This window comes from Streptomyces coryli (genome assembly GCF_011044975.1).
GTDB classification, from domain to species: Bacteria; Actinomycetota; Actinomycetes; order Streptomycetales; family Streptomycetaceae; genus Streptomyces; species Streptomyces coryli.
In genome coordinates this window covers 1-12,066 of sequence record NZ_JAAKZV010000239.1, presented here as the reverse complement: position 1 = coordinate 12,066, position 12,066 = coordinate 1, and the positions used below count along the sequence as shown (strand labels likewise).

Sequence of the window (12,066 nt, the reverse complement as noted above, 5' to 3'; positions counted from 1 at the left end):
CTCCCACCCCCGCCGCTTCAGCCCAGCGCGATGAGCGCGACCGCGCCGCCGGCGCCCGCCAGGCCCAACGCCTGCCGCCCACTGCACCGTTCGCCGAGGAAGGCGAGCGCGAGCAGCACCGGCACCGCCGGATAGAGCGCCGCCAGGACCACCGCGACGGTGGCCGGCTGGAGGCTCGCGGACAGCCAGTACAGGGTGGTGGCGGCGGTGCCGAGGACGCCCGCGGTGGCCGCGATGACCGTGTCCAGGGCGGGGAGCCGGAGCGGCACGCCCGCGGCGGCCGCCGGCGGGGCGAGCACCGCGATCGATACGGCCCTGCTGACCGCGATCGGCCACAGCCCCGCCGACTCCGGGAGCCGCGCGAGTGCCAGGAAGTGCACCGCGAATCCCACGCCCGCCAGCAACGCCGGCCGGATGCCCGCCAGTTCGGTGCCCGCGCCGCGGGAGACCAGCCAGACCGCCGGCAGCGCGAGCGCGATCCCGGCCAGTGCGGGGGCGGAGGGGCGGTCGCCCAGCACCATCAGGCCCGCCAGCACCGGCACACCCATCGCCGTCACATCGCTGACCGGCACGACCGTGCTGATCGGCCCCGAGTTCATCGCCCGGTACAGCAGCCCCACCCCGACCCCGGTGGCGACCCCGGACAGCGAGCCCCAGCCGAGCGCGCCGGGGGAGGGGGACGTCCCGGCGGCGGCCGGCGCCGGCACCGCGACCAGCAGCCCTGCGCCCTGCGCGTGCAGCGCCACGGTGAAGCCGTGGTGGCGCCGGGCCGAAAGACCGCTCAGGAAGTGGGTCGCGCCGAAGCACAGCGCGGAGGCCAGAGCCAGTGCCTCACCCATGGGTTAAGGGTCAGGCGCCCGCGCCGCGGGCCGCCTTCTCCGCCTCGCCGACGGGGCAGTACGCGTCGCTCACGCACGCCTCGCGATCGCACAGGCGGCAGATGCGGTGATGCGCGGCCTCCGGGTCGGGGCCTGAGCGGGTGGTCGCGTACAGGCCGTCGAGGACCTTCTCCAGCAGCGCGCCGAGGGTGTGCCGCTCGTCCTCGCCGAGCCCCTCGAGCGCGGCGGTGAGGCGCGCCTGCCGCCCGTGGATCAGGACTTCGGCCGTCTCCCGGCCCTTGTCGGTCGGATAGATCCAGGTGAACTTGTTGGCGGTGCGACGGCGCTCCACCATGGCCGCGCGCGCGAGCGCGTCGACCATCCGGACGGCGGCGGACTGGGTGAGTCCGACCCGGCGGCCGAGCTCGGTGACGCTGATGCCGGGGTTGGCGTGCAGCGCGATGAGCGCGGCGGCGCCGCTCGGGCTGGCTGCCGAGGCGGCGACCGGGCCGCTGACCAGTTCGTCCGTCACCGCGAGCGCGGTGGCACCGAGGAGGTTCGCGGTTCGCTCGTTCGTATGCATGAGTCATGCATACCCGTGGAGCCGGTGATCTATGCCCGGTGGTGGACGGATTTTCGGGTACCCGGCGCCCCGGAAGGAGGGATCCGGCCATGAATACACCGCACGACCCCGGGACCCACCCCGAAGACGAGGGCATCCCCGACCTCCGCGACGGCTCGCCCGCGGCCGAGCAGGCCGAGGACCCGCAGACGATGCCGGTCCCCGGCGACGAGCCGGTGGCGGCCGAGGGCCACACCGGCACCACCGCCGAGGAGGCGGCGGACGGGGCGCCGCTGGACGAGCGGCTGGCCGCGGAGCAGCCGGAGCCGGGCGCCGAGGCCGACGAGCCGCCGGACGAGCAGACCGGCGAGACCCCGGGCGACGAGCTGGACGATCTGCTAGGCGACCTGCCGGACGAGCCCGGCGACGAGCTCCCGGACGAGGAGGCAGGCCTCCTGGTCGACGACCCCAACCCCGGCGCCCGGCTCGCGGAGCAGGACGTCTTCTCGCACACCGACCCGGCCCCCGGCCGCTCCGCAGAGGAGCAGGCCGTCCACACCCGGGGCGACGACCGCGACCTGGGGCAGGGCGGGCCGGACTGAGGGAACCGGGGCGTTACCTGCCCGCGCGCCCGGGTACTCGGCGTTCGTGACTGAGAAAAGCACGTATCCGAAGCCCCGCGAGCGCGAGGCCGGACCGCAGAGCGGCGACCTTACGGAGCCGATGGCCCGGATCGTGCGCGAGGAGATCCACACCGAACTCCGGGTGGCGCGGGACGAGTTGCGGCGTGAGCTCACCCGCCCGCCGCACCCCCGCACCGCCCGGCTCTACACCGGCGCCGGCGTCACCGCCCTGTACGCGGGCGGTGCCGCCGTGGCGCTGCTGGTGCTGCTGCTCGCCATGGCCGTACCGGCCTGGGCGGCGGCACTGATCATGACGGCCCTGCTCGTCATCGCCGCGGTGGCGTTGCGGGAGGCCGCCAAGCGCCCGTCGCCCGCGCCGCACGCCGGTCAGCCGGCGCCGCCGGCGATGGACCCGGACCCGAGGGGACGGGAAGGTGGCTGAGCACCCATCGACACCATCCGTAGGCACGCTGGTCAAGCAGGCGTCGGAGGAGTTCTCCGACCTCGTACGGTCCGAAATCCGGCTCGCGATGGCCGAGATGGCCGCGAAGGGCCGCCGGGCCTCGCGCGGCGGCGCGCTCTTCGGCGCCGCCGCCGTGCTGGCCTTTGTCGCCTTCGAGGCGCTGGTCGCGGCGGGGATCGTCGCGCTCGGGCGCGAGCTCGGGTACTGGGCGGCGGCGCTGATCGCCGGCGGCGCGCTCTTACTCGCCGCCGCACTGTGCGCCGCGGCCGCGCGGCGGCAGGCACGCAAGGCCGCGCCGATGCGCCCGGAAGAGGCCATCAGCGGCGTCCAGACGGACCTGGCAACTATCAGGGAGAGGGCAGTACACCATGACAAGCACGCACAACGCGCAGGAGAAACTGCGCGAGCAGGTGTCGACCGCGCGTGAGCGCCTCGGCGACACCGTCGAGGAACTCGCCGCGAAGGCCGACGTGAAGCACCGCGCCCAGGAGAAGGCCGCGGAGATCAAGCACGCCGCCCGCGACAAGACCCCGCAGCAGGTGCGCACCGCCGCCGAGCGCGCGGCCCGCACCGGCCGCAAGCAGCCGCTGCCCACGGCCGTCACCGGGACGGTGCTGGTCGTCGGCCTGGCGTACCTGGTGCTGCGGCGCCGGAACGCGAAGTGACCGCCACGACCGAGCGGGCACAGGACACGAGCCATCTGGACGAGCTGGCCGCACAGTTGCGCGTGGACGCCGTCCGCGCCGCGGCCGCCGCCGGGTCCGGGCACCCGACATCCTCGATGTCGGGTGCCGACCTGATGGCCGTGCTGCTCGCCCGCCATCTGCGCTACGACTTCGACTGGCCCGAGCACCCCGGCAACGACCGCTTCGTGCTCTCCAAGGGGCACGCCTCGCCGCTGCTGTACGCGGCGTTCAAGGCCGCGGGCGCCATCACCGACGACGAGCTGCTGACGTTCCGCAAGCACGGCAGCCGCCTGGAGGGCCACCCCACCCCGCGGCTGCCGTGGGTGGATGTGGCCACCGGCTCGCTCGGCCAGGGCCTGCCCATCGGCGTCGGCATGGCGCTCGCTGCGCGCCGCTACGACGACCACCGCCCCGCGCGGATCTGGGTGCTGTGCGGCGACAGCGAGATGGCCGAGGGCTCGGTCTTCGAGGCGCTGGAGCACGCCGGGCACGAGCGGCTCGGCAACCTCACCGCGATCATCGACGTCAACCGCCTCGGCCAGCGCGGCCCGACCCGGCACGGCTGGGACCTGGGCGCGTACGCCCGCCGCGCGCAGGCCTGCGGCTGGCACACGATCGAGGTCGACGGCCACGACGTCGACGCCATCGACGAGGCCTTCGCCCGCGCCACCCGGGTCACCGACGGCCCGACGGCGGTCATCGCCCGTACGGTCAAGGGCCGCGGCGTGTCCGCGGTGGCGGACCGCGAGGGGATGCACGGCAAGCCGGTGCCCGACGCCGACGAGGCGATCGCCGAACTGGGCGGCATCCGCGACCTGTCGGTCCGCGTGCAGCGCCCGCCGGCGGCGGTGGCACAGCGGCCGCCGGAGCCGCGCGAACTGCGGCTGCCGGTGTACGACCAAGGCTCCGACGTCGCCACCCGCAACGCCTACGGCGACGCTCTCGAGGCCCTCGGCGCCGCCCGTACCAACGTGGTCGCGCTCGACGGCGAGGTGGCCGACTCGACCCGGGCCGAGGCCTTCCACAAGGCGCACCCGGACCGTTTCTACGAGTTCTACATCGCCGAACAGCAGCTCATCGCCGCCGCGGTGGGGATGCGCGCGCTCGGCCTGCGCCCCTTCGCCGCGACCTTCGCGGCCTTCCTGACCCGGGCCCACGACTTCCTGCGGATGGCCGCGATCAGCAGGACGGCGATCACCGTCTGCGGCTCGCACGCGGGCGTGGCGATCGGCGAGGACGGCCCGTCCCAAATGGGCCTGGAGGACCTGGCGATGATGCGGGCGCTGCCCGGCTCCACGGTGGTCTATCCGTCGGACGGCAACGCGACCGCCCACCTGGTCGCCGCGCTGGCGGACGCCCCCGGCATCGGGTACATCCGCACCACCCGCGGCGCCACGCCCGTCCTGTACGGACCGGACGAGGACTTCCCGATCGGCGGCAGCAAGACCCTCCGCTCCTCCGCCGACGACCGCCTCACCCTCGCGGCGGCCGGGGTCACGGTGCACGAGGCGCTCGCCGCCGCCGACGTCCTCGAAGGCGAGGGCATCCCGGTCCGGGTCCTGGACCTCTACTCGGTCAAACCGGTGGACACCCGCACCCTGCACCGGGCGGCCGCGGACACCGGCCACATCGTCACCGTCGAGGACCACCGCTCGGAGGGCGGCCTGGGCGACGCGGTGGCGGAGGCCTTCGCCGACGGCCGGCCGGCGCCGCGCCTGACGCGGCTGGCGGTGGGGGACGTACCCGGCTCGGCATCGCCTGAGGAGCAGCTGCGGGACGCCGGGATCGACGCCGCGGCGATCGCGGACACCGCGCGCCGGCTGCTGGGCTGAGCCCGGCTTCGCGGAGTGGTTCGGCCGGCGCCGAACCACTCCGCCCGTAGCGTCGGGGGCATGACGCACCAGAGGTTCGACCACTTCGCCCGCCTGCACCGCCGGGCCGCCCCGCTGCTGCTGCCCAATGCCTGGGATTACGCCTCCGCCGCCGCCCTCGCGGAGCAGGGGTTCGAGGCCATCGGCACCACGAGCCTGGGTGTGGCCGCCGCCGCCGGGCTGCCGGACGGGGCCGCCGCCACCGCCGACGCGACGGGGGCGCTGGCCCGGCGGCTCGGGCGGGGCTCGTTCCTGTTCACCGTCGACGCCGAGGGCGGCTTCAGCGATGACGCGCAGGAAGTGGCCGGGCTGGCCCGGACGTTGTACGAGGCGGGCGCGGCCGGGATCAACCTGGAGGACGGCCGGGCCGACGGCACGCTCGCTCCCATGGAGCTGCACGCCGCGAAGGTCGCCGCCGTGAAGGCCGCCGTGCCCGGACTGTTCGTGAACGCGCGCACCGATACGTACTGGCTGGGCCGCGGGAAGGAGGAGACCGCGACGCGCCTCGCCGCGTACGAACAGGCGGGCGCGGACGGGGTGTTCGTGCCGGGGCTCTCGGACCCCGACGGCATCGCCGCGCTGACCGCTGGGCTCGCGGCGCCGCTCAACGTCCTCTACTCGCCGACCGGTCCCACGCTCCCCGAGCTGGCGGCGCTGGGCGTACGCAGGGTCAGCCTCGGCTCGCTGCTCTACCGCACGGCGCTGGGCGCGGCCGTGGCCGCCGCGACCGCCATCCGCGACGGGCGGGCGATTGGCCGGACGGCCCCGTCGTACGCGGAAGTTCAGCGGCTGGGGGAGTCCGACTAAGGTCTGCACCAATCCTTGACGGTGTTCTGACAAGCTGTAAGTCTAGACCAATGTCTGGACCCCCCACCTTCAAGGAGCAGGCATGATCAGCAGGAAGAAGCGGGCCGCCGTGATCGGCGCCGGGATAGCTCCGCTGCTCGTCCTCGCACTCCCCTCCTCCCAGGCCAGCGCGCACGGTTACGTCTCCGGCCCACCCAGCCGGCAGGCGCAGTGTGCGGCCGGCACGGTGCCCTGCGGCGACATCAAGTACGAGCCGCAGAGCGTCGAGGGCCCGAAGGGGCTGCGCAGCTGCAGCGGCGGCAACTCCCGGTTCGCCGAACTCGACGACGACAGCAAGGGCTGGGCGGTGACGAACGTCGGCAGCACCGCGTCGCTCACGTGGAAGTTCACCGCGCGGCACCGCACCTCGAACTACGAGTACTTCGTCGGCGGCACCAAGGTCGCGGACATCGACGGCAACAACGAACAGCCCCCCGAGACCGTGACCCACAACGTCAACCTCGGCGGCTTCACCGGCAAGCAGAAGATCCTCGCCGTCTGGAACGTGGCCGACACGTCGAACGCCTTCTACGCCTGCATCGACGTCAACATCGGCTAACCCGCGGGCACTCGTCCGCCCGCTGCCCGCACAGCCGACAGCGGGCGGGCGATCGACTCCAGCGAGCGGCGCTCGCACGGCAGCGCCAGGAAGGCCGCCACCACGCCGGCCGCCGTCATCACCCCGGCACCGAGCTGGAAGGCCAGCACCGTATCGGCGACCACCCCGGACTCGGTCAGCTTCGCGAAGATCATCGGCCCGGTGATGCCGCCGGCCGCCGTCCCCACCGCGTAGAAGAAGGCGATGGCCAGCGCCCGCGTCTCCATCGGGAAGATCTCACTGACCGTCAGATAAGCGCTGGACGCCCCCGCCGAGGCGAAGAACAGCACCACGCACCAGCACGCCGTCATCGTCGTCGCGCTCAAGTGCCCGCCGTCGAACAGCCAGGCCGTGGCGAAGAGCAGGATCCCACTGGTCAGATACGTGCCCGCGATCATCGGCCGCCGCCCGACCGTGTCGAAGAGCCGGCCGAGCAGCAGCGGCCCGAGGAAGTTCCCGGCCGCGATCACCGCGAAGTAGTACCCCGTCTTGTCCGCCGGGGTGCCGAAGAACTTCGTCAGGATCGCCCCGTAGCCGAAGGTGATCGCGTTGTAGAGGAAGGCCTGGCCGATGAAGAGCGCCAGGCCCAGCACCGTACGCCGCGGATAGGTGGAGAAGACCGTGCGGGCGACCGTCAGGAAGCCGGTGCTCTTCCGCTGCCGGATGGTGATGGAGTCCGCGGGCGGCGGCAGTTCACGTCCCGTCTCCGCGGTCACCCGCCGCTCCACGTCCGCGACCAGCTTCTCCGCCCCCTCGCCGCGGCCGTGGATGAACATCCAGCGCGGCGACTCCGGCACGTTCCGGCGTACCAGCAGGATCACCAGGCCCAGCACCACGCCGAGCAGGAAGGTCAGCCGCCAGCCCACATTCGCGGGGAAGACCGAGGTGTTGAGCATCAGCACGGACAGCAGCGCGCCGCCGATGGCGCCGAGCCAGAAGCTGCCGTTGATGATGAGGTCGACCCGGCCGCGGTATTTCGACGGGATCAGCTCGTCGATCGCGGAGTTGATGGCCGCGTACTCACCGCCGATGCCGAAGCCGGTGAAGAAGCGGAAGACGAAGAACCACCAGGGGTTGAAGGCGAGTCCGGTCAGCGCGGTGGCCGCGAGATAGACGGCCAGGGTGATCAGGAACAGCTTCTTGCGGCCGAAGCGGTCCGTCAGCCAGCCGAAGAACAGCGCCCCCGCGCAGGCCCCGGCGACATACAGCGCCGCCGCGATCCCGGTCACCTGCGCCGAGGTGATCGGCAGCCCGCTGCCCTCCTCGGAGAGCCGGGCGGCGATGTTGCCGACGACCGTGACCTCGAGCCCGTCCAGGATCCATACGGTCCCGAGGCCGATGACGATCATCCAGTGCCAGCGACTCCAGGGCAGCCGGTCGAGTCTCGCGGGTACGTCCGTGGTGACGACCGGGTCCCTGTCCACCGTTCCGCCTCCGTTCAGCAAGGACCGTAAGGACGAGCTAGAGGAGCTAGAGGAGCTAGGCGAGCGAGCCGAGCAGTTCCCGGCACGACTTCTCGCACCGCGCGCAGGCCTCCGCCTGCAGCGAGGCGCGGGTCTCGGTGCCGGCGTACGGCGCAAGCCGTTCGGCCTGCTCCGCGCAGGTCTCGGCGCAGAGTTCCACCTGGGCGTAGAGCTCGGGCGCGTCGTGTCCTGGGTGCCGGCTGAGCATCCGCGCGGTGCGCTCGCAGATCTCCGCGCACCGGACGTCGACGCGGCTCCACTGCTCGGGCTCGTCGGGACCGATGGCGGGCAGGCACGCGGCCGCGCAGCGCTCGCATTCCTGGGCGCAGACGAAGGCTTCCTCGATGAAGCGGACCAGCGTCTGGCGGTCGGCCTCACCGGTTCGGGTGTTCATGAAGCGCCGCCTCCTTTCCTACCGCGCACGAGTAGCCGCGCTCGGGCGGCTCTAACGCCTGTTTGTGGTGCAGGGGCCGGGGTACCGCGAGCCGCATGAACACCGATCACAAGACCGTCGCGCAGGCGCTGCGCGACACGCACGGACGCACGTACGCGGAGGACGCCGGCATCCGCCTGCGCGACACCCCGCAGCCGCTCTACCAACTGCTCGTCCTCGCCTGCCTGCTCAGCGCCCGCATCCGCGCCTCGGTCGCGCTGGCCGCGGCCCGCGCGCTCTTCGACGCCGGGATGCGCGACCCGCGCCGCATGACGGAGGCCACCTGGCAGCAGCGCGTGGACGCCCTCGGCGAGGGTGGCTACCGCCGCTACGACGAACGCACCGCCACCCAGCTGGGGGAGGGCGCGCAGCTGCTCCTCGACACGTACGGCGGCGATCTGCGCAAGCTCCGCGACGAGGCGCAGGGCGACCCCGACGAGCTGCGCCGGCTGCTGCGCCAGGTCCCGGGTCTCGGCCCGGCCGGCGCCGACATCTTCCTGCGTGAGGCGCAGGGGGTGTGGCCGGAGTGCGCTCCGTATCTGGACGCCAAGGCGCGCCAGGGCGCGGAACGTATCGGCCTGCCGAAGGACGCGGCCGAGCTCGCGGATCTCGCCGGCGACGGCGAGGACGCCGCGGTCTTCTCGGCCGCGCTGGTACGGGTCGCGCTGGACAAGCAGGCGGCGGAGGATGTCAGGGAGGCGGTGGCCTGAGCCGGCGGTTTGCCTTCCGTACGCCCCGGGCACTCGGCTGCCCTGGTCGAACGGGAGGTGACACGCAGATGGCCGCGCACCGCAGGGTCGAGGTCAGCCGGCCGGACAAGGAGCTCTTCCCCGGCGACGGCACCCACGCCGCGATCACGAAGGCGGACTTCGTCGACTACCACCGGGCGGTGGCCCGCTGGATGGTGCCGCATCTGCGCGGCCGCCCCGTGAGCATGGAGCGCTATCCGGACGGCATCGACGGGGAGTCCTTCTTCCACAAGCGCGCCCCCGACCACTTCCCCGGCTGGATCGCCCGGGTGCAGGTGGCGAAGGAGGACGGCAAGCTGACGATGCCGCTGTGCGAGGACGCGGCGACGCTGGCGTATCTCGCGAACCAGGCCGCGATCACCCTGCACCCGTGGCTGAGCCGCACCGATCTGCCCAAGCACCCGGACAAGCTCATCTTCGACCTTGATCCGCCCGGCGACGACTTCGACATCGTGCGCTGGACCGCCTTCGAACTCCGCGGCCTGCTCGCCGACATCGGCCTGCGCCCGCTGGTGATGACCACCGGCTCCCGCGGCCTGCACGTCGTCCTGCCGCTGGACCGCTCGCAGACCTTCGACGAGGTGCGGGCCATCGCCCGCGAGATCGCCGATGTCCTGGCGGGCCGCCACCCCGACGACCTGACGACGGAGCCGCGCAAGAACAAGCGCCACGGCCGCCTCTACCTCGACCTCCAGCGCAACGCGTACGCCCAGACCGGTGTCGCGCCGTATTCGGTGCGCGCTCGCCCGGGCGCTCCCGTGGCGACGCCGCTGACCTGGGACGAGCTGAAGGACGAGGCGATCGGGCCGCGGCACTGGACCGTGCATTCGGTCCCGGAGCGGCTGGAGAAGCACGGCGACCCGTGGGCGGCGCCGAGCCGCAACCGGCGCTCGCTGCGGGCGGCGCGGAGGCGGCTGGGGGAGCTGTTCGGCGGCTAGGGCGGCTAGGGCCGCTAGGGCCCGCTAGGGCGTCAGGGGCGTGGCCAGGGACGGCCTTCGAGCCGCTCGATGTCCTCGTTGAAGCGGTGCAGCATGGCCGCGAACCGGGTCGCCTCCTCGGCCGACCACCCCTTGAGCACCTTCTCCAGGCCCTCGACATTCTCCGTACGATCCGCCGCCAGCCGCCGCTCGCCCTCCGCGGTGATGCGGAACTTGCGCGCGATGCCCCCGTCCGGGTCCGGGATCCGCTCGGCGAGGCCGGCGCGCAGCAGGCCCGCGGTCTGCCGGTTCAGGGTGGAGGTGTCGAGGCCGAAGGCCTCCCGCAGCTGGCCGATCGACATCGGCCCGTCCAGCTGCAGCCGGCTGAGCAGGACGTAGGCGCTGCGGTCCAGTCGCTCGCCCGCGTCCCGCTTCGGCCGCGGCCGGGCCAGGACGTGGTGCCGCATCAACAGCATCGTCTCGAACTCGATCAGCTGGGTCGGCTTGTCCATGACGCCAGATATAGCACCTGATGCTGTGCACCGTGCAAGGTGTGTGCACGATGCATATCACGTGTACGATGCACATCCATGAAGACAGCCCCCCGTCCCGGCGTCATCGTCGGAGTGCTCGCGCTCGCGGGCATCCTCGCCGCGCTCACCCAGACCCTCGTCGTGCCCCTCATCGGCGAGCTGCCGCGGATGCTGGACACCTCGGCGTCGAACGCCTCCTGGGTGGTCACCGCCACGCTGCTCTCCGCCGCGGTCGCCACGCCGGTGGCCGGCCGGCTCGGCGACATGTACGGCAAGCGGCGGATGCTGCTGCTGTCCCTCGTCCCGCTCATAGCCGGCTCGGTCGTCTGCGCGCTGTCGTCCTCGCTCGCGCCGATGGTCGCGGGCCGCGCGCTGCAGGGCATGGGCATGGGCGTCGTGCCGCTCGGCGTCAGCCTGATGCGGGACGTGGTGCCGGCGGAGCGGCTCGGCTCCGCGATCGCCGTGATGAGCGCCTCGATGGGCGTCGGCGGCGCGCTCGGCCTGCCGTTCTCCGCGGGCATCGCCGAGAACGCCAGCTGGCGCACGCTGTTCTGGGTGGTGGCGGCCCTGAGCCTGGTGGTCGCCGCGCTGGTACGGGCCGTGGTGCCGGCCGGCCGGGGCGGAGCCGTATCGGCGCGCTTCGACGGCCTCGGCGCCCTCGGCCTCGGCACCGCGCTGATCTGCCTGCTGCTCGCGGTCTCCAAGGGCGCCGACTGGGGCTGGGGGAGCGGCACGACGCTCGGCCTCTTCGCGGCGACGGTGCTGATCCTGCCGCTGTGGGGGTGGTGGGAGCTGCGGATCCAGGACCCGCTGGTCGACCTGCGGGTGACCGCCGGGCCGACCGTACTGATGACCAACGCCGCCTCGATCCTGGTCGGCTTCGCGATGTACGCCCAGTCCCTGGTGGTCCCGCAGCTGCTCCAACTGCCCGAGGCCACCGGCTACGGCCTCGGCCAGTCGATGCTCGCCGCGGGCCTGTGGATGGCACCCGGCGGCCTGATGATGATGGCGCTCTCCCCGCTGGGCGCAAAGCTGTCGGCCGCCCGCGGCCCGAAGGTCACCCTGGCGGTGGGCAGCCTGGTCATCGCGGCCGGCTACGGGGCATCGCTTCCGCTGATGGGCTCCACGCTGGGGCTGCTGGTCGTGACGATCCTGTGCAGCACGGGGGTCGGCCTCGCGTACGGCGCGATGCCGGCGCTCATCATGGGCGCGGTACCCCAGTCGGAGACGGCATCGGCCAACAGCTTCAACACACTGATGCGCTCGATCGGCACGTCGGTCTCGGCGGCGGTGATCGGCGTGGTCCTCGCCAACATGACGACACCACTGGGCGGCCACGCACTGCCGTCGGAGTCGGGCTTCCGGATGGCAATGCTGATCGGCTGCGCGATGGGCCTGGTGGCCTCGGCGGTGGCGATCGCCATCCCGGTCCGCAAGGCGGCGGCACGGGAGCCGGAGCCGTCTGCGCCGGCGGTATCGGCGGGGCAGTAACCCACCCACCCAC

Annotated in this window: 14 protein-coding genes and 1 pseudogene; 10 read left to right on the top strand and 5 right to left on the bottom strand. The window is 73.1% G+C overall.

All coding sequences use genetic code 11. The features are described from left to right. Nucleotides 1–17: 17 nt before the first annotated feature. Complete coding sequence (locus tag G5C51_RS33985; protein WP_165243272.1) at nt 18–839, bottom strand: EamA family transporter; 822 nt, start codon at nt 837–839, stop codon at nt 18–20. 10 nt (nt 840–849) lie between these two features. Continuing rightward, complete coding sequence (locus tag G5C51_RS33980; RefSeq protein ID WP_165243270.1) at nt 850–1,401, bottom strand: MarR family winged helix-turn-helix transcriptional regulator; 552 nt, start codon at nt 1,399–1,401, stop codon at nt 850–852. Nucleotides 1,402–1,490: 89 nt separating this feature from the next. On the opposite strand from G5C51_RS33980, the gene G5C51_RS33975 reads away from it, so the two are divergent. From G5C51_RS33975 to G5C51_RS33945, 7 genes and pseudogenes are all read left to right on the top strand, one after another. Beyond that, nucleotides 1,491–1,982, top strand: a complete 492-nt coding sequence (locus G5C51_RS33975) for a hypothetical protein (protein WP_165243268.1) — start codon at nt 1,491–1,493, stop codon at nt 1,980–1,982. A 46-nt stretch (nt 1,983–2,028) separates the two neighbouring features. Further along, nucleotides 2,029–2,445 carry a phage holin family protein gene (locus G5C51_RS33970; RefSeq protein WP_338118402.1) on the top strand — a complete coding sequence of 139 codons (417 nt, stop codon included), beginning with the start codon at nt 2,029–2,031 and terminating at the stop codon, nt 2,443–2,445. Then, nucleotides 2,438–2,893 carry a phage holin family protein gene (locus tag G5C51_RS33965; protein WP_165243266.1) on the top strand — a complete coding sequence of 152 codons (456 nt, stop codon included), beginning with the start codon at nt 2,438–2,440 and terminating at the stop codon, nt 2,891–2,893. The genes G5C51_RS33970 and G5C51_RS33965 overlap by 8 nt, the downstream gene beginning before the upstream one ends. Continuing rightward, complete coding sequence (locus tag G5C51_RS33960) at nt 2,835–3,131, top strand: DUF3618 domain-containing protein (protein WP_165243264.1); 297 nt, start codon at nt 2,835–2,837, stop codon at nt 3,129–3,131. The genes G5C51_RS33965 and G5C51_RS33960 overlap by 59 nt, the downstream gene beginning before the upstream one ends. After that, nucleotides 3,128–4,984 (top strand): transketolase, encoded by a 1,857-nt coding sequence (locus tag G5C51_RS33955; RefSeq protein WP_165243262.1) that lies wholly within the window; start codon nt 3,128–3,130, stop codon nt 4,982–4,984. Before G5C51_RS33960 ends, G5C51_RS33955 begins: the two co-directional genes overlap by 4 nt. 81 nt (nt 4,985–5,065) lie before the next feature. After that, nucleotides 5,066–5,830: pseudogene (locus tag G5C51_RS33950) on the top strand (isocitrate lyase/PEP mutase family protein); the annotation flags it as partial. Nucleotides 5,831–5,912: 82 nt separating this feature from the next. Then, nucleotides 5,913–6,428: a lytic polysaccharide monooxygenase auxiliary activity family 9 protein gene (locus G5C51_RS33945; RefSeq protein WP_165243258.1), complete on the top strand. Its 516-nt coding sequence runs from the start codon at nt 5,913–5,915 to the stop codon at nt 6,426–6,428. On the opposite strand, the gene G5C51_RS33940 is transcribed toward G5C51_RS33945, so the two are convergent. Together G5C51_RS33940 and G5C51_RS33935 are read right to left on the bottom strand one after the other, a co-directional pair. After that, nucleotides 6,425–7,891 carry an MFS transporter gene (locus tag G5C51_RS33940; RefSeq protein ID WP_338118401.1) on the bottom strand — a complete coding sequence of 489 codons (1,467 nt, stop codon included), beginning with the start codon at nt 7,889–7,891 and terminating at the stop codon, nt 6,425–6,427. The genes G5C51_RS33945 and G5C51_RS33940 overlap by 4 nt on opposite strands. Before the next feature lie 55 nt (nt 7,892–7,946). Beyond that, entirely contained in the window at nt 7,947–8,324 is a 378-nt protein-coding gene (locus G5C51_RS33935; protein ID WP_165243256.1) for a four-helix bundle copper-binding protein, read from the bottom strand. A 95-nt stretch (nt 8,325–8,419) separates the two neighbouring features. Here G5C51_RS33935 and G5C51_RS33930 point away from each other — a divergent pair, with 95 nt between their 5' ends. Both G5C51_RS33930 and ligD read left to right on the top strand, forming a co-directional pair. Beyond that, nucleotides 8,420–9,073, top strand: coding sequence for an HhH-GDP family DNA glycosylase (locus G5C51_RS33930; protein ID WP_165243254.1), 654 nt, complete (start codon nt 8,420–8,422; stop codon nt 9,071–9,073). A 68-nt stretch (nt 9,074–9,141) separates the two neighbouring features. Further along, entirely contained in the window at nt 9,142–10,050 is a 909-nt protein-coding gene (ligD, locus tag G5C51_RS33925; RefSeq protein WP_165243252.1) for a non-homologous end-joining DNA ligase, read from the top strand. A gap of 32 nt (nt 10,051–10,082) precedes the next feature. On the opposite strand, the gene G5C51_RS33920 is transcribed toward ligD, so the two are convergent. After that, nucleotides 10,083–10,541, bottom strand: coding sequence for a MarR family winged helix-turn-helix transcriptional regulator (locus G5C51_RS33920; RefSeq protein ID WP_165243250.1), 459 nt, complete (start codon nt 10,539–10,541; stop codon nt 10,083–10,085). A gap of 78 nt (nt 10,542–10,619) precedes the next feature. On the opposite strand from G5C51_RS33920, the gene G5C51_RS33915 reads away from it, so the two are divergent. Beyond that, nucleotides 10,620–12,053 carry an MFS transporter gene (locus G5C51_RS33915; protein WP_165243247.1) on the top strand — a complete coding sequence of 478 codons (1,434 nt, stop codon included), beginning with the start codon at nt 10,620–10,622 and terminating at the stop codon, nt 12,051–12,053. Nucleotides 12,054–12,066: the final 13 nt, after the last annotated feature.

Bases quoted from the DNA above. Each gene is read 5' to 3' on its own strand.
- G5C51_RS33985 (WP_165243272.1), bottom strand. From the start codon at position 839: ATGGGTGAGGCACTGGCTCTGGCCTCCGCGCTGTGCTTCGGCGCGACC.
- G5C51_RS33980 (WP_165243270.1), bottom strand. From the start codon at position 1,401: ATGCATACGAACGAGCGAACCGCGAACCTCCTCGGTGCCACCGCGCTC.
- G5C51_RS33975 (WP_165243268.1), top strand. From the start codon at position 1,491: ATGAATACACCGCACGACCCCGGGACCCACCCCGAAGACGAGGGCATC.
- G5C51_RS33960 (WP_165243264.1), top strand. From the start codon at position 2,835: ATGACAAGCACGCACAACGCGCAGGAGAAACTGCGCGAGCAGGTGTCG.
- G5C51_RS33945 (WP_165243258.1), top strand. From the start codon at position 5,913: ATGATCAGCAGGAAGAAGCGGGCCGCCGTGATCGGCGCCGGGATAGCT.
- G5C51_RS33935 (WP_165243256.1), bottom strand. From the start codon at position 8,324: ATGAACACCCGAACCGGTGAGGCCGACCGCCAGACGCTGGTCCGCTTC.
- G5C51_RS33930 (WP_165243254.1), top strand. From the start codon at position 8,420: ATGAACACCGATCACAAGACCGTCGCGCAGGCGCTGCGCGACACGCAC.
- ligD (WP_165243252.1), top strand. From the start codon at position 9,142: ATGGCCGCGCACCGCAGGGTCGAGGTCAGCCGGCCGGACAAGGAGCTC.
- G5C51_RS33920 (WP_165243250.1), bottom strand. From the start codon at position 10,541: ATGGACAAGCCGACCCAGCTGATCGAGTTCGAGACGATGCTGTTGATG.
- G5C51_RS33915 (WP_165243247.1), top strand. From the start codon at position 10,620: ATGAAGACAGCCCCCCGTCCCGGCGTCATCGTCGGAGTGCTCGCGCTC.